The organism is Azoarcus sp. DD4 (genome assembly GCF_006496635.1).
Taxonomy (GTDB): Bacteria; Pseudomonadota; Gammaproteobacteria; order Burkholderiales; family Rhodocyclaceae; genus Azoarcus.
Window position 1 is genome coordinate 1736148 of record NZ_CP022958.1, and the last position, 21950, is coordinate 1758097.

Genomic DNA, 21950 nt, shown 5'->3' on the forward strand with positions numbered 1-21950 from the left:
CCGGTTCATGGGGCGGCGGGCAGCCCGAGACCGCCGTGTTCGAGCAGGGGGCGGATGACGTCGGCCGCGGCGGGCTTCTGGAAGTAGTAGCCCTGAACTTCGTCGCAACCGGCGGTGCGCAGGTAGATGACCTGCTCGCGGGTTTCCACCCCTTCGGCGATGACGGTCAGACCGAGGTTGTGGCCGAGCGCGATGGTGGAGGCGACGATGGCCGCATCATTGGTCTGGTTGCGGATGTCGCTGATGAAGGAGCGGTCGATCTTGATGATGTCGATCGGCAGGCGCTTGAGGTAACTGAGGCTGGAGAAGCCGGTGCCGTAGTCGTCCAGCGCGATCTTGAGGCCGAGCGCCGAGAGCGTTTCCAGCGCGGCCCGCGGGCGTTCGAAGTCCTCCACCACGCAACGCTCGGTGATTTCGATTTCCAGCAGTTCGGGACGAATACCGCAGTGGGCGACGGATTCGCGGATCACATCGACGAAGCTCTGGTCGCGTAGTTGCTTGGGCGATACGTTGATCGCGATCGGAACCACGTCCAGGCCTTCGGCCAGCCACGCGGCGATCTGGCGGCAGGCCTCGCGCACCACCCAGTTGCCCAGTTCGATCACCAGGCCTTCCTGTTCCGCATACTCGATGAATTCGCCGGGTGGTACGAGTCCGCGTTGCGGATGCTGCCAGCGGATCAATGCTTCCAGGCTGGTGACGCGAAAGCCGTTGAGGGCGACGCGTGGCTGGTAATGGAGCACGAATTCGTCGCCGAGGATGGCGCGACGAAAGCGACCGCTGAGATCCAGCTGCAGCGACGAGCGGGCGTTGAGCGAGGGGTCGTAGTAGTGGAAGCACCCGCTACCGGTGCGCTTGGCTTCGTACATCGCCGTATCCGCATTGCGCATCATGGTTTCGACGTCCGTGCCGTCGCGGGGATGGATGGAGATGCCGATGCTCGGGCGCACTTCGATTTCGTGCGTTTCGAACTGCATCGGCTGGGCGACGGTTTCGATCAGCTTGCGTGCGACGCGGCTGGCGTCGTCGATGGTGTCGAGCTCGGTGAGCAGCAGCACGAATTCGTCGCCACCCAGGCGGGCGACGATGTCGGTTTGCCGGACGCAGCCGCGCAAGCGGTTCGCCACCTCCTGCAGCAGCAGGTCGCCGATGCGGTGCCCGAGGGTGTCGTTGATGCGCTTGAAACGGTCGAGATCGAGAAACATCATCACGAACGGCGAGTGGCTGCGTTTTGCCCGGCTCAGGTGACTGTTCGCCAGCTCGGAGAACAGCATGCGATTGGGCAGTCCGGTCAGGTGGTCGTGGGAGGCGAGTTGGTAGGCGCGCGAGGATTCGTCGCGCAGGCGGGCGACCAGTTCGCTGTTGGCTTCACCCGCGCGGACCAGTTCGTGGCACAGGCGGCGTTGGCGGTAAGCGATCGAAACCAGTACGACGGCAGCGGCCGATAACGCAATGGTGAGGCTCCAGCCCCAGCTGCGCATGTTGCTGCGTGCGCCGTCGGTCAGCGCGAGCACCTCGTCGAGCGCGCTGACGACGCGGACGTGCAGGCCGTAGCCGGGGATTTCGGCATGGCCGATCACGACGGTGCCGCCGGCGGAGGAGTGGATCACCCCGGCGTTCGGCGGAGGGTGCTGGATGGCCGCTATTGCCGACGCCGTTGCACCCGGTGGTGTCGGGCGCCGCCAGGTCGAGCGCCCGCGGTGATCGTACAGGACGACGATGCCGGGATGTCCCGGGGCGACACGTTCGAGTCCGGCGAGCAGGCTGCCGGTGTCGATGCCGATTCGGTGCCCGGTGCCCGGCGCGGACTGCAGCGTGACGGTGAGCATATCGTCATCGATGCCTACGGTCGGAGCGGGTTCCTGCGTGGCGACCATGGCGCCGGCCGGCGTGCTGCCTGCGCTTGTCCCGACCGCGGCGATATCGTGCTCGAGTCGAGCCGCGATCCGGTCGGCGACCAGCCTGGCGAGCCCGTCGTTTTGCGCCAGCGTGAAGCGGATTGCGAGGTTGCGTTCCCTCTCGGCATAGATGCCGTGCCCTGCCCAGATCGCCGCCACCAGCACGGCGACGAGCAGCAGCGGACCGATGATCAGACCCAGCCAGCCATCGATCCGCACCTGTTGTTCGAGGACGGGTGGGGCGAAGGGGGCCGGTGGTGTGGGTGACCTCAGCGGTGGGCCGAACAGGCAGGAGTCGTTCACAGGGTTATTGTTCGCCCGGTCGTAACAGGCAGGCCGTCGATGCGGCGGGTGCGCATGGTCGCGCGGCGACATTGCAGCCGTGTTACGCCGACGGTGCAGCGGAGCGGGACCGGGCATTCCGGATTACCGGGAACGCTTTGGCTGTCGTCAGGTCTGATCCGGCAGCGCAAAGAAAGACGAGGGCAGCCGGCGGCATGTTAGACTGCAGCCCTTGAAATACAGCGCGCCGTCTCCATATAGGGGACATGCGTTACCGATCACCTGGGGCCGACCTGGCTTCGACGTGGGTCGCGAAGCAGTGCAGTGCATACCGAGGACCAGTCACCTCGTAAATCCATCTGGGAAACTACAAACGCCAACGACGAGCGTTTCGCTCTCGCCGCTTAATCCCGGCGGGCGCTGCACCGGCAGGTCTCTGGGCCGGGTGGTCTTAGCGTAAGCTGAGCCGCTGCAGTGTCATTTACAGAGAATCGCGAGCAGGGCCGGGTTACTTGGCTCTGTAGCTAAAGGTAAGGTAACTCGCTGATGACCGGCCTGCCGATCGGCTAAGTCAGAGGCTAAATCCAAATAGGTCGGCTAAGTATGTAGAGCTGTCTGTAGAGGGCTTGCGGACGGGGGTTCGATTCCCCCCGGCTCCACCAGCACGACTTCCAAGGAAGTCCAAAGAAGGCCAGAACTCCGAGAGAAATCAAGGGTTCTGGCCTTTTTCTCGTGTTGTCTCGGCACGTCTGTCCGCGGTCGGGTCGACGACGCATCGTCAGTCCGACGCGCGGAACTCCAGCAATTCCTGCAGTTGGCCCAGGGTCGATCCGTCCTTGATCACTGTCTGCAGCCATTCCTCGAAGCTCATTCCGGCCCAGCGGGCGGCACGTTCGACGAGTAGCGCGACCGGACTGTGGGGCTCGTGGTGACGGAAGTAGCGGGCGACTTCTTCGAGTTGCCGTATCGCCTCGACGCGCCCTGCAGGTGACTCGCAGGCGGCGGAACGGATGTCCGGGGGAGCAGCTTGGTCGGTTGCCGCGGTCGGCGGCGGCGCCGTGTGCGCGGCGATTGCCGGTGTTGCGCTGCCGTGGCGGTGCAGACGGGCAGCGAGCCGGGTGCAAGCTTCCACCGCATCGCATGTCTGCCGCATGACGGGGGCCTGGAGGCCGAAATGCCTCGCGAGGCTGGCGTCCAGCCCTTGCCACGCATGACGAACGCGCTCCAGGCGCGCATCGAGCTTGGCAAACCACTGTGGTCCCGAAGCCGCAGCGCTGCGTTCGAGCAGGGTCGCAGGCGGAGCGGGCTGCCCTGGGACGGTCGCTGCCGGTGCGGGCCGGCTGCCTTCCCCATCTGGCGCGTGGGAGGGGCTGTTGTCGTGCCAGCTGTAGCCGCCATGATCAGGCGAGGTCAGCGCAAGCGTGCGCACCGTTCCGGCCAGTTGTGCATCCAGCCATTCGATGCGTCCGCTGCGTTCGCCGAGGTCGCCGTCGTCGGGTCGGGGGAAGAGCTGCGGCCAATGGGCGTCGAGCAGGTTGGCGAGGAATGTCAGCCCGAAGGCGATGCCGTCGAAACCGGCGGTATGGGCGAGGGCGTCCACATACCAGGCAGCCAGCCGAAGGTCTTTGCTCTGCACGGCCAAGGCCTCTTCGCACAGGCGGGCGGTGAGTTCCCAGTCCGCCACCTTCAGCGTAGCGACCCAGTCGCCCTGGGCGAGGCTGGGATCGTCGGCGTGGCGGGCCTCGCGGATCTGGTCGAACAGGGATGTGTAGCCGAGGTCGGCTCCAGCGGGAGCGTCGGCCGCGACCGGCGCGAGCAGGCGTCGAAGCAGGGCTTCGTCCATGTCAGCCCCTGCCCGCGTTGGCCAGCGTGGCGATCAGGCTCGCGCCACAACTGGTGAGATGTCCTTCGAGTGCGACAGGGAGCCCGTCTATCAGCCAGTCGGGATCGCCTTCGATGATCACGCCGACGGCGTGGCCGGAGAGCGGACAGACGACGCGATCGCCCAGGCGGGCTACCGCCTTGCCCATGACTTCGCAGTTGGGAGAGGCGCTGGCGACGATGCCGCCGTGGCTGGTCGGATCGCCGAGTCGGATGAGAGGGCGCATTGAGTACTCCATTGGCATATTTCGGAAGTATATCGACCATCGCGCCGTCGTGGCAGCTGGTCAGGTCGGTTTGCGAGACATGATGCAGCGCTGCGTCGCCCGGAGCCTGGCGCGCCTTCATCGTCCGCGACCGCCATGACGCATGTCGCGATTGCGCAGGCGCCTTGCGGCAAGGTGGTGGAATGGCTGGAGAAGCCCGGGACGAGACATGTCGGCAGGTGCCGCAATGAGGGTAGCCGGAGCGGATGCTTCATCCCCTTCGCCATCAGGGAGATCGTCCTCACTACCCGCAGCCTGGGGTATAGTCCGCCCTCCGTCCTTCCCGGACGGATCCGGATTCACCTGTTTTACCGTTGCCCACACCATGCCGTTGCCCAGCTTCAACCCCGCCGATTACGACACCCAGCTCGCCGGGAAGGTCGCCCGCTTCAAGGCGGACTTTGCCGCCCTTGGCGTGCCGGAACCGGAAGTCTTCCGCTCCGAGCCGCTGCACTACCGGCTGCGCGCCGAGTTCCGCATGTGGCACGAGGGCGGCCGGGTCGATTACGCGATGTTCGATCCGGCCGAGCCGAAAGTGCCGGTCATCCTTTCCGACTTTCCGCCCGCGGCGGCGCCGATCGCCGCCGCGATGCCGGTGCTGCGCGAGCGGCTGATGGCCAGCGAGGTGCTCAAGCGCAAGATCTTCCAGGTCGAGTTCCTCGCCACCCTGTCGGGCGAGCTGATGATCAGCCTGGTCTATCACCGCTCGCTGGAGGCCGACTGGGAGGCGGCCGCGCGCGAGCTCGCCGCCGCCATGGGCGTGCAGATCATCGGCCGCAGCCGCAAGCAGAAGATCGTGCTCGAGCGCGACTGGCTGCTGGAGGAGTTCGAACTCGACGGCCGCCGCCTGCGTTACCAACAGATCGAGGGCTGCTTCTCCCAGCCCAACGGCGGGGTGAACCGCCATATGCTGGGCTGGGCGCGCGCGCAGGCCGCCGGCAGCGGCGGCGACCTGCTGGAGCTCTACTGCGGCAACGGCAACTTCACCGTGGCGCTGGCGCCGCTGTTCGACAAGGTGCTGGCCACCGAGATGAGCAAGCCCTCGGTGCGCGTTGCGCACTACAACCTGGAAGCCAACGGCGTCGGCAATGTGACTATGGTGCGGATGGCGAGCGAGGAGATCAGCGACGCGCTCGCCGGCGGCCGCGAGTACCGCCGCATGAAGGAGATCGACCTCGCCGGCTACCGCTTCGGCACCCTCTTCGTCGATCCGCCGCGCAGCGGCCTGGACGAGGCCACGGTGGCGCTGGCGCGCGGCTTCGACCGCATCCTCTACATTTCCTGCAATCCGCACACGCTGCGCGACAATGTCGCCGCGCTGCAGGACACCCACCACATCGCCGCGGCGGCGGCCTTCGACCAGTTCCCCTACACCCACCACCTCGAATGCGGGGTGCTGCTGGCGCGCCGCGCGGCCTGAATGTCCGCGCATCCATAACGACAAAGGAAGATCATGAGCAGCCTGCCCAAGTGTCCCCAGTGCAGTTCCGAATACACCTATGAGGACGGCGACAACTACGTCTGCCCCGAGTGCGCCCACGAATGGCCCAAGGCCGCCGCTGCGGCCGTGGAAGAGGCGCGGGTGGTGCGCGACGCCAACGGCAATGTGCTGCAGGATGGCGATTCGGTGGTGGTGGTCAAGGACCTGAAGGTCAAGGGTTCGTCCTCGGTGGTGAAGGTCGGCACCAAGGTCAAGAACATCCGTCTGGTCGACGGCGACCACGACATCGACTGCAAGATCGATGGCTTCGGTTCGATGGGGCTGAAGTCGGAGTTCGTCAAGAAGGCCTGATCGGCCACGCTGTGCGGCGGCGGTTTCAGCCGCCGCCGAGTTCGTCGAGCAGGCGCTCGCACTCTTCCATCAGCGACTTGGCCACTTCCGATTCGTAGCGTGGATCGAGCGCCTCGCTCATCTCGTGGCTGATGTAGAGCCCGGCCTCGCGCGACACCGAACCCTGCACCTGGCGCGCCAGGGTGTCGCTGGCGGCCGACAAGGCCCGCCGCTCCTCCAGCGCGATGTTCCGTTTCGAGCGCGCCAGCCATTCTGCCGCCAGCGTGGCGCCCTGCGCCTCGGTGAGCCACTGGCCGTGTTCGTAGAAGATGGACAGCCGCTCGGCGGCGAGCGCGAAGATCAGCGCGACGCGGATGCCGCGCTCGCTGGCGGTGGAGGGAATCGGATCGTGCTGCATCGGAAGGCGGGCGGTGGGGAGGCCGGCAGTGTAGCCCTTCAGCCGCCGCGCAGGCGATCCAGCCGCAGGCGCTGGCGTTCGTCGAACAGCCGGCGCGCGGCCATGCTCACCGCCACCGTGGTGCCGAAGCCGGTGCCGGCGGCGATCAGGAACATCACCAGGATCTGGTATTTCACCGCCTCCACCGGCGGCGTGCCGGACAGGATCTGGCCGGTCATCATGCCGGGCAGGCTGACCACGCCGGCTGCCGCCATCGCGTTGATGATGGGGATGAGGCCGACGCGTATGGCCTCGCGCCGGCTGTCGGCGATCGCCGAATTCGAGTCTTCGCCGAGCGCCAGCCGGGTTTCCAGCACGGCCCGCTTCTGCACCGCATCCTGGGTCAGGCGGTCCAGCCCGAGCGAGATGCCGCTCATGGTGTTACCGAGCACCATGCCGAGCAGCGGAATGGCGTACTGCGGCGCATACCAGGGGTGGTTGGCGATCATGGTGAGCAGTGCCAGCACGGTGACGCTGAAGGAGGACACGAACATCGCCAGCGTGCCCACGCCGAAACCCCACCAGCCGGTCAGCCGCCGCTTCTGGCGCGCCATCACCTCGCGGCCGGCGATCGCCACCATGGCGACCGCCATCAGCGCTACCCAGTAGAGATGCACATTCTCGAACAGCGCCTTCAGCACCAGGCCGATCAGCAGCAGCTGCAGCGTGGTGCGCGCCGCGGCCACCAGCAGCTGATGCTCGACGCCGAGCCGCATCCGCCACGACAGCGCGGCCAGCGCGACCACCAGCAGGGCGGCGAGCGAGAGGTCGAAGGCGCTGAGCTCGATCACGTTCATGGCTGCGCCTGCTCGATGAGTTGGCCGTTGTCCATGCGGAAACGGCGTCGGGCCACCCGTGCGGCCTGGTGTTCGTCGTGGCTGACCCAGAGCAGCGCCGCGCCGTCGCCGGCGAGATAGTCGGCGAGCAGCGTCTCGACCCGCGCGGTGCTGTCGGCGTCGAGGTTGCCGGTCGGCTCGTCGAGCAGCAGCACCGCCGGCTTGCGCATCAGCGCGCGCAGCAGGGCAAGGCGCTGGCGTTCGCCGGTGGAGCAGCGCGCCACCTCCCATTCCAGCGCGTCCGGTGCGAGGCCGAGCCGCTTCAGCCAGTGAGGCTCGATGCCGTCGGCGAAGTGATCGCCGATGCGCGGCGCCCACCATTGGCTTTCCGCCATCACCAGCACCACCCGGCGCCGCCAGACGGGCGCAGGCAAGGCCGAGCAGGCGACATCGTCGAGGAAGGCTTCGCCCTCGTGCGGGTCGAGATCGGCGATTGCCCGCAGCAGCAGCGACTTGCCACAGCCGGAAGGGCCGCGCAGGCAGACGCATTCGCCCGCCGCGACGGTGAGCGAGAGCGGGCCGACGTGGCGGGTGGCAAGCTGGTCGAGGCGGAGCGTGGGCACGGCGGCGGCGCGGCGATGGAATGGGCGGATTGTAAGGGCGCCGAAGCGGGTAGCCATCATTCCGGATGATTGACCGGGCGTGCGTGCTGGCTCAAAGTCCGGGCTCCCTCATCTTTCCGCCGAGCGCCACGATGTCCGACCCCGAACAGAGCCCCTCCGCCGGATCGGCGCCCCTGCAGATCGGCGCCCGGGTGCGCGTGCTGCTCGGTGAAAGCGTGGCGATCGGGCCCGGCAAAGCCGACGTGCTCGAAGGCATCCGCGACACCGGCTCGATCGCCGCCGCCGGGCGTCGGCTGGGCATGGGCTACAAGCGGGTGTGGCTGCTGGTCGAGTCGATGAACCGCTGCTTTTCCGGCCCGCTGGTGGAAGCCTCCAAGGGTGGTGCGCGCGGCGGCGGCGCCCGCCTGACCGATCTCGGCGAGGAAGTGCTGCAACGCTACCGGCGCATGCAGGCGCTGGCGGAAGCCGCCATTGCCGACGAGGTTGCGGCGTTGCAGGAGTCGCTGCGCCGTCGCGACGCCGGCGGCGACGCGCCGACCAGCTGAGTCTCCCACCGCGTAGTTCCCCCGAACCCTGCAGGCGCAATCCGGCGTCGGCGTGCGCCTTCCCGTGTCGCACGTGATTCGATATGCCTTCGTTGACATATCGATGGGCGCTTCGATATGGTCCACACGACATATCGAGGTCGCCATGCCATCCACCATCCCGTCCGCCCCGGCAGCGTGCGCGCTGCCGCTTGCCGCCAACACCCTGTGCATCCGCCGCAACCGCGTCGCCAGTGGCGGCTGGGGCGCACTCATCGGCCTGCTCGGCGGGCTGATCGGGCTGGGCGGGGCGGAGTTCCGCCTGCCGGTGCTGGTGATGGCCTTCCGCCTGCCGACGCTGGAAGCGGTCATCCTCAACAAGGCGATGAGCCTGGTGGTGGTCGCCGCCGCGCTGGTGTTCCGGGGAGGGTCGATTCCGTTCGCCACCCTGCTGGGCCATGCGGACGTGGCGCTCAACCTGCTTGCCGGCAGCCTGTTCGGCGCGTGGTGGGCGGCCGGGCATGCGCTGACGATGTCGGGTCGCAGGCTGAACCAGGCGGTGATGGCGCTGCTCGCCGGGCTCGCGCTGCTGGTGCTGATCGAAGCCTGGGCGGGCATCGGTACGCCGGGGGCGCCGCTGCTGGCCGACCCCGGCCCGCGCAACGCCGCCGGCGTGCTGGCGGGCTTCGCAATCGGCGTGGTCGCGGCGCTGCTCGGCGTGGCCGGCGGCGAATTGCTGATCCCGACCATCGTGCTGCTGTTCGGGGTGGACATCAAACTGGCCGGCAGCCTGTCGCTGCTGGTCAGCCTGCCGACCATGGTGGTCGGCTTCGCCCGCTACCGCAGTTCGGCCACCTTCGCGGTGGTGGTGCGCGAGCGCCTGCTGTTTCGCTGGATGGCCGCTGGCTCCGTCGTCGGCGCCGGCATTGGCGGGCTGCTGCTCGGCTTCGTCCCCACCGGCTACCTCGTCAGCGCGCTCGGGGTGATCCTGCTGCTGTCGGCGGTGAAAACCTATCGGCATGCGCACTAGGCGCGGTGGCCCAGGGCGATTCATTCTTGTCTGAATATAAGACCTCGCGGCATCAGATCTGCCGCCATTTCCTTGCCACGACTGGCTTCTGACGGTCCGCACGTCTTCACCCCCGTCATGTCGGATGGGAATCCGCGTTGAAATCCGCGGAATCCGACCCACACTGAAGCGCTGGCATCCGGCTTTGTCGCCGCTGCTGTATGCGCCCGGAAGTGGCGCACCGGCGAACCTGGATCAATAAGGACAAACATTCCGCCAGCCCCCCGAGCCGCAGGCCGGGCCCTTGAGGCGAAGGGCCGCGCGCGCCTGCGCCGTCGTTTCCAATGTCGAAGGAGGTGGCAATGAAGGCGTACACCCAGGATTTCTACGCGAACCGGCACGCGAACACCGTCCATTCCGCGCACACCATCCTGTCCATCGTGCTGTCGCGCATCCCCGCGGTACACTCCGCGGTCGATCTCGGCTGCGGCATCGGCACCTGGCTGTCGGTGCTGCAGGACAAGGGCGTGCGCGAGATACAGGGCATGGACGGCAGCTGGGTCGATCAGGAACTGCTGGAAATCCCGCGTACCAGCTTCAAGCAGGTCGACCTCGGCACCGCCGACCTGGCGCTGCCGCGCCGCTACGACCTGGCGATGTCGCTGGAGGTCGCCGAGCACCTGCCGGCCGAGCGAGCGCGCGATTTCGTGCGCTCGCTCACCGCGCTGTCGGACTACGTGCTGTTCTCGGCGGCGGTGCCTTTCCAGGGCGGCATCAACCATGTAAACGAGCAGTGGCAGCACTACTGGGCCGATCTCTTCGCCGACCTCGGCTACCTGGTGCACGACTTCATCCGGCCGCAGATCTGGACCGACAGCGCCATTCCCTACTGGTATCGCCAGAACATCTTCCTGTACGCCCGCCAGCGCCTGCAGCCGGCGGGGGCGGCGGACATCGCGACGAATGCGCCATCGACGCTGCCGCTGGACGTGGTGCATCCGGAGCTCTACCTGAGCAAGGCGCGCGCTCAGGACGGCGTCAAGCGCAGCTTCCGGGTGTTCGGGCGCTCGGTGCGGGATTACGTGGCGAGCAAGCTGGGCCACGCCCACTGACGATTGCCGGGGCGCCGCCGCAAGCGCACGCGCCCCGGCAGCGCGATACCTTGTGCGCCGGCGACCGGTCGGCGCCGTCTTCTCCTCCCTCGCCAGCCGCCAACGCCAGTCGCTACGGCGTGATGCGTTCGCTCGTCCGAATGATATGGATCCCGTCCGTGCCGCGCCGGAGCGGGGCGATAGCCCACGATCGTCCGGGGCGGAACCGCAGCTCTGCGGCCCCCGGCAAGCCTCTCCGCGGAAGCCTCGCGCCCGGCCTCGCCGGCCATCCGGCGAAGCGGCAAACCAGACAACAAACAAGCAGCGAAGGAGACCGCCGTGTCCCAGACCATCACCCCTGCCCAGGGCCTGCCCTGGACCGACAACTTCCTGCTCGGCCACGCCCGGCTGGACGAACCCCACCGCGAATTCGTCGCCGTGGTCGACCGCATGCTCACCTGTGCAGATGCCGATCTTGCCGCTGCGGTCAGCGCCTTCGTCGTCCATGCCGAAGCGCACTTCGCCGACGAGAAGGCGATGATGGAAGCGACCGGCTTCCCCGCCACCGATTGCCACGTCGACGACCACAACGCGGTGTTCGCCTCGGCGCAGGAAGTGGAAGCCCTGGTGCTGGCGGGCAACATCGAAATCGGCCGCGCCTTCGCCGCCGAACTAGCCGCTGACGAAGTCGCGGATTTCCTGCCGTTTGCCCACGCCGAGGTAGCCGGTGGTGTCGAAGCCGCTGCGCTTCTGCACGGAGGTGTGGACCACCTGGTAGCCGAGCGTTTTCGCCAGCTCGCGCAGCTCGGCGAGCGAGGCTTAGAACTCGGCGTCGCTCACGTTGGGGATTTGCACCGAGGCGGCGATGGCGTACCTGGGTTTGTCGGCGAGGTCTTTTTGCATTCGGGGCTGGTGTGGAGAGGGGAAGGGTGGGGATGCTAACCGCAGAAAGCACTGAACGCAGGCTGGCCCAGCGAGAGTGCGTTGCGCGCGGTTTGCGCTCCCGCGACGAGGCGCGCGTCAGCTGCGAGTATGTCGATGCATCGGCGGTGCTCGGCCGGCTTGAAGGCATGCTCGAAACGGGCCAGGAGGACTGGCGGATGACTTGCCACGTCCGCCTTACCAGGTCGGTCGAAGCGGATGTCCCGCGCCGGGCCGGCGCGCGGCCGTCCGCATACACCCACGGCATGGGTGCGTATGTCATGGGTGGTGGCGTGGTCTAGTATGGATTGATGTCCGCAAGGACAGGGAGGCGCCGGGCGCCGCCGCGAGGCCGGGCGGCGCCGGTGCCCTCGCTCGCAGGATCACGCCATGCTGACTCCGCGACTCCACCTGCCCGTGCCCATGCTGCCCCAGCCGGACGAAACCACCTGCGGGCCGACCTGCCTGCATGCGCTCTACCGCTACTGGGGCAGGGAGGAACCGCTGGCCGAGGTCATCGCCCGCAGCGGCAAGCTGCCGCGCGGCGGCACGGTGGCGGTGTTCCTTGCCTGCGATGCGCTGCGCCGGGGCTTCGACGCGACCATCTACACCTACAACCTGACGGTGTTCGATCCGTCCTGGTTCAGGCCGGGCATCGATGTAGCCGATCGCCTGCAGCGCCAGCGCAGCGAAAAGCCGGCCGACCGCCGGGTGCAGGAGGTCACCGAGGGCTACCTGGACTTCCTGCGCCTCGGCGGCCGGCTGCGGCTGAAGGACCTGTCGCGCTACCTGCTGCGCGGCCTGCTGCGGCGCCGGCTGCCCATCATCACCGGGCTGAGTTCCACCTACCTCTACCGCACCATGCGCGAGTACGGCCCGCAGGACGTGTCCGACGACCTGCGCGGTTCGCCCGGCGGCCACTTTGTGGTGCTGGCCGGCTACGACCGTCCGGCGCGCACCGTGCTGGTGGCCGATCCCTACGGACCGCATCCCTACGGGCCGTCGCGCGAGTACTGGTTGAAGATAGACCGGGCGGTGGGGGCCATCCTGCTCGGCACGCTCACCCACGACGCCAACCTGCTGGTGATCCAGCCGAAGACGGAAAAGGGGAGCGCCTTGCCGTGAGCGCGGTCGTCGTCGTCGGCAACCCCAAGGACTGGCCGCTGGCGCTGCCGGACGTGAGCGTGGTGCCGGCGCGCGATTACCTGACCGATCCCGCCTACGGCCGCCAGCGCGGGCTGCAGGTGTTCAATCTGTGCAAGTCCTACCGCTACCAGAGCCTGGGCTACTACGTCTCGCTGCTGGCCGAGGCGCGCGGCCACAAGCCGCTGCCCGGCATCGGCGCGATCGAGGATCTGCAGTCGCAGGACCTGGTGCCGCTGCTCACCGCCGAACTCAACGGCCAGATCCAGCGTTCGCTCGGCCGCATCCGCGCGGACGATTTCATGCTCAGCATCTACTTCGGGCGCAACGTCGCCGCCCGCCACGATGCGCTCGCCCGCCAGCTGTTCGAGCTGCTGCAGGCGCCGCTGCTGCAGGCCCAGTTCGTGCGCCGCAACGGCCACTGGCAGGTGAAGGGGGCGCGGCCCATCGCCGCCAGCGAGATCCCGGCCGCGCATCGCGCCTTCGTGATGGAGGCGGCGCAGGCCTATTTCGCCGGCCGCTGGCCACGGCCGCGCAGGCGTCAGACCGCGCGCTGCACGCTGGCCATCCTGCGCGATGCGGACAACACCCAGCCGGCCTCGAACGCCGCGGCCATCCGCAAGTTCGAGCGCATCGCCCGCGGCATGGGCATCGCCACCGAGTGCATCGGCCGCGGCGATCTCGCCCGGCTGGCGCAGTTCGACGGCCTCTTCATCCGCGACAACACCTTCATCAACCACTACACCTATCGCTTTTCGCGGCGCGCGGCGGCGGTCGGGCTGGTGGTGATCGACGACCCGGATTCCATCCTGCGCTGTAACAACAAGGTCTACTTGGCGGAATTGCTGGCGCGGCACAAGCTGCCGGCGCCGCGGACGCTGCTGGTGCATCGCGGCAATGTCGGCGACATCGAAGCGACGCTCGGTCTGCCCTGCGTGCTCAAGCAGCCGGACAGCTGCCTGTCGCTCGGCGTGGTCAAGGCAGAAACGGCCGAGGAGCTGGCGCGGCTGGTCGATGGCCTGCTGGAGAAGTCCGACCTCATCGTCGCCCAGGAGTACCTGCCGACCGCTTTCGATTGGCGCGTCGGCATCCTCGACCGGCGGCCGCTTTTCGTGTGCCAGTACCACATGGCCCCGGGGCACTGGCAGATCATCCGCCACGATGCCGGGCACGGTCACTACGAGGAAGGGCCGACCGTGGCGCTGGCGCTGGAGGAGGCGCCGCCCGAGGTGGTGCGCACCGCCTTGCGCGCCGCCAACCTGATCGGCGACGGCTTCTACGGCGTCGACATCAAGCAGGTCGGCCAGCGCTGCTACGTGATCGAAGTGAACGACAACCCCAATGTCGATGCCGGCAACGAGGACGGCGTGCTCGGCGACGAACTCTATCGCCGGGTGCTGGACGTCTTCGCCAGCCGCATCGCCCAGCGCCGGAGCCGCCTGCCATGAACGATGTCGCATCCCTGCCGCCGCTCGGCGCCTTCGCCGCCTGCGGCATCGAGCTGGAATACATGATCGTCGACCGCGACACGCTGGGCGTGCTGCCCGTTGCCGACCGCCTGCTGCAGCGTGCGGCGGGGGCGGCGACGCCGGTGGACGAGGTGGCGCGCGGCCGGTTCGCCTGGTCCAACGAACTGGTGCTGCACCTGGTCGAGGTCAAGAACGCGCGGCCGGATGCCGACGTGGCGCAGCTGGCGGCGGGCTTCCAGGCCGAGGTCGGCGCCATCGACCGCCTGCTCGCCGACTTCGACGCCCGCTTGATGCCCACCGCCACCCATCCCTGGATGGACCCGGCGCACGAGCTGCACCTGTGGCCGCATCAGCACGCCGACATCTACATGAGCTACCACCACATCTTCGACTGCCGCCAGCACGGCTGGGCCAACCTGCAGAGCGTGCACGTGAACCTGCCTTTCGCCGACGACGCCGAATTCGTCCGCCTGCATGCCGCGCTGCGCCTGCTGCTGCCTTTGCTGCCGGCGCTGGCGGCGAGTTCGCCGGTGGCCGACGGCGAGCGCAAGCCGGTGCTGGACTTCCGCATGGCCTGTTACTGCCAGCATCCGCGCCGGGTGCCGGCGCTGATCGGCCAGGTGGTGCCGGACGACACCGCCGGCCGCGCCGACTACGAGGCACGCGTGCTGGCGCCGATGTACCACGACATCGCGCCCTTCGACCCAGACGGCGTGCTGCGCCACGAATGGCTCAACACCCGCGGCGTGATGCCGCGCTTCGACCGCAATGCGCTGGAAGTGCGGGTGATCGACGTGCAGGAATGCCCGCAGGCCGACCTGGCGATCGCGGCCATCACCGTCGCGGCGGCGCGCGCGCTCTACGAAGAACGCTGGAGCCCGCTGGCGGCGCAGCGTGCGATGGACACCGGTGCACTGTTCCACCTGCTGCAGGGCACGATCCACGATGCCGACCGCCATGTCATCGACGATGCGGCCTACCTCGGCCTCTTTGGCATGGCGGCCGGGCCGTGCGAGGCGGGCGCGCTGTGGCGCCACCTGCTCGACGCCTGCGGCGACGACCCGGCGCTGTCGCCGATCGCCGCGGACACGCTGCAGTTCATCCTCGACCGCGGCCCGCTGGCGCGCCGCATCGTCGCCGCGCTGGGCGGGCGGATCGACCGCGTGCGGCTGCAGGCGATGTATCGGCGCCTGTGCGACTGCCTGGCGGCGGGCGAGCTGTTCGCCGGCGCGGCGTCATGACCCCGCCGCTGCCGGCGGGTACCGCCTTTCTCGTCAGCTGCGAGCACGGCGGCAACCGCATTCCGCCGGCTTATCGCGCCTGTTTCGCCGGCCAGGGCGCGCTGCTGCGCAGCCACCGCGGCTACGATCCGGGCGCGCTGGCGCTGGCACGCGAGCTGGCGAAGGCGTTGCCGGCGCCGCTGATCTACGCGACGACGAGCCGGCTGCTGGTCGATCTCAACCGTTCGCCGGGGCATCCGCGGTTGTTCTCGCCGACGATCCGGGCGCAGCCGGCCGCCACGCGGCACGACATCGTCGAGACCTGGTACCTGCCTTATCGCCAACGCGCCGAGCACGCCATCCGCGAGGCGATGGCGGGCGGGGCGCGGGTGATCCACCTGTCCAGCCACAGCTTCACCCCGGTGCTGGACGGCGTCGAGCGCAATGCCGATGTCGGCCTGCTCTACGACCCGGCGCGCGCCGGCGAGGCCGCGCTGTGCCGGGCGTGGCAGATGGCGCTGGCGGCGGCAGCGCCCGCCTGGCGGGTGCGGCGCAACTACCCCTACGCCGGCAAGTCCGACGGGCTGACCGCCTACCTGCGGCGGCAGTTCGACGGCGGCCGCTACATCGGCGTGGAGATCGAGATCAACCAGCGCATCGTGCGCACCGGCAGGTCCGACTGGCGGCGCCTGCGCGCCGAGCTGATCGCCGCGCTGCAGGCGGCGCTGGCCCACCACGCTTGGTGACGGGTGGTGCGCTTCAGTGCGGCACGCGGTCGAGCTGGGCGGCGAGGCGGCGCAGGCCGGCGGAAATCTCCACCGGATAGACCGCTTCGGCGGGCACGCTTTCCAGCCCGCGCAGTGCGGCCGGCAGGCGGCCGAGTTCGGCGGCGGCGTGCTGGCGCAGTGCTGGCAGCGCTTCCGGCGCGGCCAGCCGGCGGCCGTTGCGCATTACCGCCTGCAGCAGCGGCGCGCCGGCATGGGCTTCGTCCGCGAGGGTGATGTGGTCGCGTAGCAGGCCGCCGTCGGCGTCGAGCTGGCGGTGCACCTGCTTGGCGCCCGGCCAGGTGGCCTTGCCTTCTGAGCGCTTGCGCCGCGCTTCGCCGGCATAGACCTCCAGCTTGTAGGCGGAATCCAGCGTCGGCGCGTCCGACGAGGTGGTGAGGTGGGTGCCGATGCCGAAGCCGTCGATAGGTGCGCCGCCGTCCAGCAGCGCGGCGATGCGGAATTCGTCGAGGTTGCCGCTGGCGAAGATGCGCACGTCCTCCAGCCCGCCGGCATCGAGGATGGCGCGCACCTTGCGCGCATGGATCGCAAGGTCGCCACTGTCCAGCCGCACCGACACCAGGTTGACGCCGCGGCGCAGCAAGGCCGGCGCCAGCGCCACCACCTTGGTCGCGGCGGCCTCGGTGTCGTAGGTGTCGATCAGCAGGGTGACGTTGCGCGGCTGCGAGGCGGCGAAATGCTCGAAGGCGTCGACCTCCAACTCGTGCGCCTCGATGTAGGAGTGCGCCATCGTGCCGAACACCGGGATGCCGTAGCGCTGGCCGGCCAGCACCGTGGCGCTGCCGGCAAAACCGGCGAGGTAGCTGGAACGTGCCGCCAGCAGCCCGGCCTCAGCGCCGTGGGCACGGCGCAGGCCGAAGTCGATCAGCACCTTGCCGGGCGCGGCCAGCACGCAGCGCGCGGCCTTGGTGGCGACCAGGGTGGAGAAGTTCACCAGGTTGATCAGCCGGCTCTCGACGAACTGGGCCTGGCCGATCGGTGCCTCGACGCGCAGCACCGGCTCATTGCCGAAGAACAGGCTGCCTTCGCGCATCGCATGCACCTCGCCGGTGAAGCGGAAATCGCGCAGCCAGTCGATGAATTCGCCGCGAAAGCGGCCGGTGCCGCGCAGCCAGTCGAGTTCGGTGGGGGTGAAGCGCAGGTTCTCCAGGTAGTCGAGCGCCTGCTCGATGCCGGCCAGCATCAGGAAGTTGCGCTGCGGCGGCAGCACCCGCACGAAGAGCTCGAACACCGCCGGCCGGTACATGGCCTCGTCGAAGTAGGCCTGCAGCATGGTGAGTTCGTAGAGGTCGGTGAGCAGCGCCGGACTGCCGGCCTCGGTGCTCACTGCACTACCCCCTGTCGCTGCACGACGGCGGGTCGGCTTTGCACAGTCGGCCCGTTCCGCCGGCGCGGAGCAGTGCTCCATGAAACCCCATCTTCACCCTCCCCGGGGGAGGGCGCGCCCCCTTCGGGCGGCCGGGCGGCGGCGCTCATGCGTGCACCGCCCTGTCGAGCGCGGCCAAGGTGACCGGGTGGGCGCCCGCCGCGCGCATTGCCTGCAGCGCGCGGGCGCCGTCGCCCGGATGGACGTCGACCGCACGTATCGCATCGACCAGCAGCATCACCTCGAAGCCGGCGGCCAGCGCGTCGCGCACGGTGGCGAGCACGCAGTAGTCGGTGGCGAGCCCGCCGATGAAGAGGCGGCGGCGGCCGCGGCCGTGCAGCCATTCGGCCAGGCAGGTGCGCTCGAAGGCGGAATACGCGTCGGCGGCGCTGGTGGTGGCTTTGGACACCACGGTGGCGACGGCCGGCACCTTCAGCCGCGGTGCGAAGCAGGCGCCGGGACTGCCCGCCACGCAATGCGGCGGCCACGGCCCGCCCCGGGCCTGGAAAGAGCAATGGTCGGCCGGGTGCCAGTCGCGGCTGAACACGATGGGTAGTTCCTCGCGTGCGAAGAGCGCGATGTACTCGTTGAGCACGGGCACCACCCGGTCGCCGTCCGGTACTGCGAGGGCGCCGCCGGGCAGGAAGTCGCGCTGGACATCGACCACCAGCAGCGCATCGCCACGCTGCAGGTGCAAGGCAGGCATGCGCCCGCTGCCCGCCAGCCTGTGTCGTTTCATCCCCTGTCTCCTCGGTGGGCGTTCTGCCAGCCGCAGCGGTCCGGCGGCTGTCGACGCTTCACCTTTTTATATAGCCTGCCGGCGGGCGACAGGACAGCGGCCGCGCGCCGAAGCGCAAGCGATCTGGCAACGGTGGGATAGCCCGCTAAGATGAAATGGCGAAGCAAGACCATCCGGCCCACAGGGGCATCGCCCGCGGGCAAGGACGAGAGGGGAGGGGAAGATGGCTGCGAAGCAGTTCCTTTTTCACGAAGCTGCGCGCCACAAGATCCTCCACGGCGTGATGATCCTGGCCGACGCGGTGCGCGAAACCCTCGGCCCGCGCGCGCGCACGGTGCTGCTCGAACGTCCTTACGGCCCGCCGGTCGTCATTAACTCCGGTGTGGTGGTGGCGCGCGAGGTGGAGCTGGCCGATCCCTTCGAGAACATGGGCGTGCAGCTCGTCCGTCAGGTCGCGGCACGCACCTCGGAGCTGGTCGGCGACGGCACCACCACCGCGACCCTGCTTGCCGTCGCCATCCTGCGCGAAGGCATGAAGCACGTGGCCGCCGGAATCAATCCGATGGATCTCAAGCGTGGCGTGGATCGGGCGGCCGAGGCGCTGGTCGCTGCGCTGCAGGCGATGGCGCGGCCGTGCGCGACGCGGCTGGAGATCGCCCAGGTGGCGAGCATCTCGGCCAATAACGACTCCGCCATCGGCGAGCTGATCGCCGATGCGATGGATAGGGTGGGCAAGGACGGCGTGATCACGGTCGAGGAGGGCAGCGGGCTGGCGAGCACGCTGGAAGTGGTCGAGGGCATGCAGTTCGACCGCGGCTATCTTTCGCCCTACTTCATCAACACCAAGGAGGGCACGCTCGCGGTGCTGGAGGACGCGCTGGTGCTGGTGAGCGACCGCAAGCTCTCGGCGGTGGCCAACGTGCTGCCGCTGCTCGAACTGGTGGCGCGCGACGGCCGCCCGCTGCTGCTGATCGCCGAGGACATCGACGGCGAGGCGCTGGCGGTGCTGGTAGTCAACAGCCTGCGCGGCACCCTCAAGGCCTGTGCGGTGAAGGCGCCGGAATTCGGCGAGCGCCGGCGCGCGATGCTGGAAGACATCGCCGCGCTGACCGGCGCCACGCTGATCAGCGCCGACGCCGGTCTGAGCGTGGAGGACATGACGCTGGCGCAGCTCGGGACGGCGCGGCGGGTGGAAGTCGACAAGGAAGCCTGCACCCTGATAGGCGGAGGCGGCGCGCGCGCGGGCATCGACGCCCGCATCGAACGCATCCGTGCCGAACTCAAACATGTCCACAGCGACTACGAGCGCGAGGGCCTGCAGCGGCGGCTGGCGCGGCTGGCCGGCGGCGTGGCGCTGGTGAAGGTGGGTGGCGCCAGTGAGACCGAGATGAAGGAGCGCCGTGCACGCGTGGAGGATGCGCTGCATGCCACCCGCGCGGCGGTGGCGGAAGGCGTGCTGCCCGGCGGCGGCGTGGCCTTGCTGCGTGCGCGGGCGGCGCTTGGCAGCCTGCACGGTGCCAATCACGACGAGGACTGCGGCATCCAGATCGTGCTGCGCGCGGTGGAGGAACCGCTGCGCCAGCTTGTCGCCAACGCCGGCATCGAACCCTCGGTGGTGCTGGACAGGGTGATGGCCGGCAGCGGCAACTTCGGCTTCAACGCGGCCAGCACCGAATACGGCGACCTGGTGGAAATGGGCGTGCTCGACCCCTGCAAGGTGACGCGCACCGCGCTGCAGAACGCCGCCTCGGTGGCCGGGCTGATCCTCACAACCGACTGCATGGTGGCCGAGGCGCCGGCGCCGTTTGCTGCGCCGGCCGCGGACATGGACATGTAGAGGGCGACCGATGCCGTGGGAGACCTTTCCGCACGAGGCCGACATCGGCGTGCGCGGCCGCGGCGCGAGCCCGGAAGATGCCTTTGCCGGGGCGGCGACTGCACTGACCGCGGTGATCTGCGACCTTGCGACGGTGGTGCCGCGCGAGGCAGTGAGCATCGAATGCACCGCGCCGGAGCTCGAACAGCTGCTGGTCGACTGGCTCAACGCACTGGTGTTCGAGATGGCGACGCGGCGCATGCTGTTCTCGCGCTTCGACATCGAGATCGATGTGGATGCCGGCGGTGCCTGGCTGCGCGCCAGCGCCTGGGGCGAGCCGGTGGAGGTCGGCCGCCACCAGCCGGCGGCCGAGGTCAAGGGCGCGACCTACTGCGAGCTCGAAGTCGCACGGCAGGCGGACGGCGGCTGGCTTGCGCAGTGCGTGGTCGACGTCTGAGGCGTCAGGAGGCAGCGGACATGGACATCGCCAGACTGCGCCAGCGCGGCCCCTACGAATGGGAGCTGCCGGCGACCGGCCGCATGCGGGTACCGGGGGTGATCTTCGCCTCGCGCGCGCTGATCGAGGCGATGGACGACAAGGTGCGCGAGCAGGTCGCCAACGTCGCCAGCCTGCCCGGCATCGTCGATGCGTCGTACGCGATGCCGGACGCGCACTGGGGCTACGGCTTTCCCATCGGCGGGGTGGCGGCCTTCGATGCCGGCGAGGGCGGCGTGGTGTCGGCCGGCGGCGTCGGCTTCGACATCTCCTGCGGCGTGCGCAGCCTGCACACCGGGTTGAAGCTCGCCGAGGTCGAGGCGGTGAAGGCGCGGCTGGCCGACGTGCTCTATGCGCGCATTCCGGCGGGCGTGGGCAGCACCGGCGCGCTGCACCTGTCCGCCGCCGGCATGGACGCGATGCTGCGCGGCGGGGCGCGCTGGGCAGTGAAGGAAGGCTACGGCAGCGAGGCCGACCTCGCCCGCATCGAGGAGCACGGCTGCGTCGCCGGTGCCGATCCGGCGGCGGTGTCGGAGAGGGCGAAGAAGCGCCAGCGCGATGAGATGGGCACGCTCGGTTCGGGCAACCACTACCTGGAAGTGCAGATCGTCGACGAGCTCTTCGACGCCGCCGCCGCGCAGGCCTACGGGCTGGCGGCGGGCGACGTGCTCGTCACCATCCACTGTGGTTCGCGCGGCATGGGCCACCAGATCGGCACCGATTTCCTGCGCGAGATGGTGGTGGCCGCGCCCAAGGCCGGCATCGCGCTGCCCGACCGCGAACTCGCCTGCGCGCCGCTCGGGTCCGAACTCGGCCGGCGCTACCTCGGCGCGATGCGGGCGGCGATCAACTGCGCGCTCGCCAACCGCCAGATCCTCACCCATCTCGCCCGCGCGGCCTTTGCCACGGTGCTGCCGGGTGCGCGCCTGAGCCTGCTGTACGACGTGTCGCACAACACCTGCAAGGAGGAGTCGCACGTCGATCGCGCCGGCCGGCGGCGGCGCCTCTTCGTCCACCGCAAGGGGGCGACGCGCGCCTTCGGGCCGCAGCATGCCGAACTGCCGGCCGAGTACCGTGCCACCGGCCAGCCGGTGCTGATAGGCGGCAGCATGGGCACCGCGTCCTGGGTGCTGGCCGGTGCCGCGGGTACCGAGGAACGCGCCTTCGGTTCCGCCTGCCACGGCGCCGGCCGCGCGATGAGCCGCAACGAGGCTTTGCGGCGCTGGCACGGCGGCAGCGTGGTGAGCGAACTCGAGGCGCGCGGCATCCTGATCCGCAGCCCCAGCCTGCGCGGCGTGGCCGAGGAAGCGCCGCTCGCCTACAAGGACGTCGGCGCGGTGGTGGAGGCCGCCGAGTGCGCCGGGCTGGCGCGACGGGTGGCGCGGCTGCGGCCACTGGTGTGCATCAAGGGCTGAGC

At 69.1% G+C, this 21950-nt stretch carries 21 protein-coding genes, 1 other RNA gene and 2 pseudogenes; 15 read left to right on the forward strand and 9 right to left on the reverse strand.

Annotated features, from left to right (window positions below; translation table 11 throughout):
• Positions 1-5: 5 nt before the first annotated feature.
• Positions 6-2201 (reverse strand): bifunctional diguanylate cyclase/phosphodiesterase, encoded by a 2196-nt coding sequence (locus CJ010_RS08130; protein ID WP_168224922.1) that lies wholly within the window; start codon positions 2199-2201, stop codon positions 6-8.
• A 263-nt stretch (positions 2202-2464) separates the two neighbouring features.
• Between CJ010_RS08130 and ssrA the strand changes: the two genes are divergently transcribed.
• Positions 2465-2842: a transfer-messenger RNA gene (gene ssrA / locus CJ010_RS08135) on the forward strand.
• 116 nt (positions 2843-2958) lie between these two features.
• On the opposite strand, the gene tssA is transcribed toward ssrA, so the two are convergent.
• Together tssA and CJ010_RS08145 are read right to left on the reverse strand one after the other, a co-directional pair.
• Complete coding sequence (gene tssA, locus CJ010_RS08140; protein ID WP_141017572.1) at positions 2959-4023, reverse strand: type VI secretion system protein TssA; 1065 nt, start codon at positions 4021-4023, stop codon at positions 2959-2961.
• A gap of 1 nt (position 4024) precedes the next feature.
• A complete protein-coding gene (locus CJ010_RS08145; protein ID WP_141017573.1) occupies positions 4025-4288 on the reverse strand; it encodes a PAAR domain-containing protein in 264 nt (87 codons plus the stop codon).
• A gap of 364 nt (positions 4289-4652) precedes the next feature.
• On the opposite strand from CJ010_RS08145, the gene trmA reads away from it, so the two are divergent.
• Both trmA and CJ010_RS08155 read left to right on the forward strand, forming a co-directional pair.
• Positions 4653-5747: a tRNA (uridine(54)-C5)-methyltransferase TrmA gene (trmA, locus tag CJ010_RS08150; protein ID WP_141017574.1), complete on the forward strand. Its 1095-nt coding sequence runs from the start codon at positions 4653-4655 to the stop codon at positions 5745-5747.
• Positions 5748-5780: 33 nt separating this feature from the next.
• The gene (locus tag CJ010_RS08155) at positions 5781-6119 is read left to right on the forward strand and encodes a zinc ribbon domain-containing protein YjdM (RefSeq protein ID WP_141017575.1); all 339 of its coding nucleotides are present in this window, start codon (positions 5781-5783) and stop codon (positions 6117-6119) included.
• A gap of 25 nt (positions 6120-6144) precedes the next feature.
• On the opposite strand, the gene CJ010_RS08160 is transcribed toward CJ010_RS08155, so the two are convergent.
• The 3 genes from CJ010_RS08160 to CJ010_RS08170 are packed head-to-tail and all read right to left on the reverse strand — an operon-like array spanning position 6145 to position 7954.
• Positions 6145-6516 carry a hypothetical protein gene (locus CJ010_RS08160; protein WP_141017576.1) on the reverse strand — a complete coding sequence of 124 codons (372 nt, stop codon included), beginning with the start codon at positions 6514-6516 and terminating at the stop codon, positions 6145-6147.
• A 38-nt stretch (positions 6517-6554) separates the two neighbouring features.
• A complete protein-coding gene (gene fetB / locus CJ010_RS08165; protein WP_141017577.1) occupies positions 6555-7352 on the reverse strand; it encodes an iron export ABC transporter permease subunit FetB in 798 nt (265 codons plus the stop codon).
• Positions 7349-7954, reverse strand: coding sequence for an ATP-binding cassette domain-containing protein (locus CJ010_RS08170; RefSeq protein WP_141017578.1), 606 nt, complete (start codon positions 7952-7954; stop codon positions 7349-7351). The genes fetB and CJ010_RS08170 overlap by 4 nt, the downstream gene beginning before the upstream one ends.
• Before the next feature lie 131 nt (positions 7955-8085).
• On the opposite strand from CJ010_RS08170, the gene CJ010_RS08175 reads away from it, so the two are divergent.
• The 4 genes and pseudogenes from CJ010_RS08175 to CJ010_RS25695 all read left to right on the forward strand — a co-directional run.
• A complete protein-coding gene (locus tag CJ010_RS08175) occupies positions 8086-8499 on the forward strand; it encodes a winged helix-turn-helix domain-containing protein (protein WP_141017579.1) in 414 nt (137 codons plus the stop codon).
• A gap of 145 nt (positions 8500-8644) precedes the next feature.
• Entirely contained in the window at positions 8645-9508 is an 864-nt protein-coding gene (locus CJ010_RS08180) for a sulfite exporter TauE/SafE family protein (RefSeq protein ID WP_141017580.1), read from the forward strand.
• A 341-nt stretch (positions 9509-9849) separates the two neighbouring features.
• A complete protein-coding gene (locus CJ010_RS08185) occupies positions 9850-10599 on the forward strand; it encodes a bifunctional 2-polyprenyl-6-hydroxyphenol methylase/3-demethylubiquinol 3-O-methyltransferase UbiG (protein WP_141017581.1) in 750 nt (249 codons plus the stop codon).
• A 429-nt stretch (positions 10600-11028) separates the two neighbouring features.
• Positions 11029-11196, forward strand: a pseudogene (locus CJ010_RS25695) (hemerythrin); the annotation flags it as partial.
• A gap of 60 nt (positions 11197-11256) precedes the next feature.
• On the opposite strand, the pseudogene CJ010_RS08195 reads toward CJ010_RS25695, so the two are convergent.
• A pseudogene (locus CJ010_RS08195) lies at positions 11257-11481 on the reverse strand (GTPase HflX); the annotation flags it as partial.
• Between the two features lie 32 nt (positions 11482-11513).
• Between CJ010_RS08195 and CJ010_RS08200 the strand changes: the two are divergent.
• The 5 genes from CJ010_RS08200 to CJ010_RS08220 all read left to right on the forward strand — a co-directional run bounded on the left by CJ010_RS08200 (position 11514) and on the right by CJ010_RS08220 (position 16077).
• Entirely contained in the window at positions 11514-11801 is a 288-nt protein-coding gene (locus CJ010_RS08200; protein WP_141017582.1) for a hypothetical protein, read from the forward strand.
• Between the two features lie 88 nt (positions 11802-11889).
• Positions 11890-12624: a hypothetical protein gene (locus CJ010_RS08205; RefSeq protein ID WP_168224923.1), complete on the forward strand. Its 735-nt coding sequence runs from the start codon at positions 11890-11892 to the stop codon at positions 12622-12624.
• Positions 12621-14090 (forward strand): RimK family protein, encoded by a 1470-nt coding sequence (locus CJ010_RS08210; protein WP_141017583.1) that lies wholly within the window; start codon positions 12621-12623, stop codon positions 14088-14090. Before CJ010_RS08205 ends, CJ010_RS08210 begins: the two co-directional genes overlap by 4 nt.
• Positions 14087-15352 carry a glutamate-cysteine ligase family protein gene (locus tag CJ010_RS08215; RefSeq protein WP_141017584.1) on the forward strand — a complete coding sequence of 422 codons (1266 nt, stop codon included), beginning with the start codon at positions 14087-14089 and terminating at the stop codon, positions 15350-15352. Before CJ010_RS08210 ends, CJ010_RS08215 begins: the two co-directional genes overlap by 4 nt.
• Positions 15349-16077: an N-formylglutamate amidohydrolase gene (locus CJ010_RS08220; protein ID WP_141017585.1), complete on the forward strand. Its 729-nt coding sequence runs from the start codon at positions 15349-15351 to the stop codon at positions 16075-16077. Before CJ010_RS08215 ends, CJ010_RS08220 begins: the two co-directional genes overlap by 4 nt.
• A 13-nt stretch (positions 16078-16090) precedes the next feature.
• Here the strand turns inward: CJ010_RS08220 and CJ010_RS08225 are convergent, their stop codons facing one another.
• Both CJ010_RS08225 and CJ010_RS08230 read right to left on the reverse strand, forming a co-directional pair.
• On the reverse strand, positions 16091-17443 hold the full coding sequence (locus CJ010_RS08225) for a nicotinate phosphoribosyltransferase (protein WP_240794528.1): 1353 nt from the start codon (positions 17441-17443) through the stop codon (positions 16091-16093).
• Between the two features lie 145 nt (positions 17444-17588).
• Complete coding sequence (locus CJ010_RS08230) at positions 17589-18221, reverse strand: nicotinamidase (protein ID WP_240794529.1); 633 nt, start codon at positions 18219-18221, stop codon at positions 17589-17591.
• A gap of 223 nt (positions 18222-18444) precedes the next feature.
• Between CJ010_RS08230 and groL the strand changes: the two genes are divergently transcribed.
• The 3 genes from groL to CJ010_RS08245 are packed head-to-tail and all read left to right on the forward strand — an operon-like array spanning position 18445 to position 21948.
• Entirely contained in the window at positions 18445-20058 is a 1614-nt protein-coding gene (gene groL, locus CJ010_RS08235) for a chaperonin GroEL (RefSeq protein ID WP_141017587.1), read from the forward strand.
• A 10-nt stretch (positions 20059-20068) separates the two neighbouring features.
• Positions 20069-20494 carry an archease gene (locus CJ010_RS08240; RefSeq protein WP_141017588.1) on the forward strand — a complete coding sequence of 142 codons (426 nt, stop codon included), beginning with the start codon at positions 20069-20071 and terminating at the stop codon, positions 20492-20494.
• Positions 20495-20514: 20 nt separating this feature from the next.
• Complete coding sequence (locus tag CJ010_RS08245; RefSeq protein WP_141017589.1) at positions 20515-21948, forward strand: RtcB family protein; 1434 nt, start codon at positions 20515-20517, stop codon at positions 21946-21948.
• Positions 21949-21950 lie beyond the last annotated feature (2 nt).

Coding starts and splice junctions, on each gene's coding strand:
- trmA (WP_141017574.1), top strand. CDS start 4,653: ATGCCGTTGCCCAGCTTCAACCCCGCCGATTACGACACCCAGCTCGCC.
- fetB (WP_141017577.1), bottom strand. CDS start 7,352: ATGAACGTGATCGAGCTCAGCGCCTTCGACCTCTCGCTCGCCGCCCTG.
- CJ010_RS08220 (WP_141017585.1), top strand. CDS start 15,349: ATGACCCCGCCGCTGCCGGCGGGTACCGCCTTTCTCGTCAGCTGCGAG.
- CJ010_RS08205 (WP_168224923.1), top strand. CDS start 11,890: ATGCTGACTCCGCGACTCCACCTGCCCGTGCCCATGCTGCCCCAGCCG.
- CJ010_RS08185 (WP_141017581.1), top strand. CDS start 9,850: ATGAAGGCGTACACCCAGGATTTCTACGCGAACCGGCACGCGAACACC.
- CJ010_RS08180 (WP_141017580.1), top strand. CDS start 8,645: ATGCCATCCACCATCCCGTCCGCCCCGGCAGCGTGCGCGCTGCCGCTT.
- CJ010_RS08200 (WP_141017582.1), top strand. CDS start 11,514: ATGCTAACCGCAGAAAGCACTGAACGCAGGCTGGCCCAGCGAGAGTGC.
- CJ010_RS08175 (WP_141017579.1), top strand. CDS start 8,086: ATGTCCGACCCCGAACAGAGCCCCTCCGCCGGATCGGCGCCCCTGCAG.
- CJ010_RS08155 (WP_141017575.1), top strand. CDS start 5,781: ATGAGCAGCCTGCCCAAGTGTCCCCAGTGCAGTTCCGAATACACCTAT.
- CJ010_RS08145 (WP_141017573.1), bottom strand. CDS start 4,288: ATGCGCCCTCTCATCCGACTCGGCGATCCGACCAGCCACGGCGGCATC.
- CJ010_RS08160 (WP_141017576.1), bottom strand. CDS start 6,516: ATGCAGCACGATCCGATTCCCTCCACCGCCAGCGAGCGCGGCATCCGC.
- CJ010_RS08230 (WP_240794529.1), bottom strand. CDS start 18,221: ATGAAACGACACAGGCTGGCGGGCAGCGGGCGCATGCCTGCCTTGCAC.
- groL (WP_141017587.1), top strand. CDS start 18,445: ATGGCTGCGAAGCAGTTCCTTTTTCACGAAGCTGCGCGCCACAAGATC.
- CJ010_RS08245 (WP_141017589.1), top strand. CDS start 20,515: ATGGACATCGCCAGACTGCGCCAGCGCGGCCCCTACGAATGGGAGCTG.
- tssA (WP_141017572.1), bottom strand. CDS start 4,023: ATGGACGAAGCCCTGCTTCGACGCCTGCTCGCGCCGGTCGCGGCCGAC.
- CJ010_RS08240 (WP_141017588.1), top strand. CDS start 20,069: ATGCCGTGGGAGACCTTTCCGCACGAGGCCGACATCGGCGTGCGCGGC.
- CJ010_RS08215 (WP_141017584.1), top strand. CDS start 14,087: ATGAACGATGTCGCATCCCTGCCGCCGCTCGGCGCCTTCGCCGCCTGC.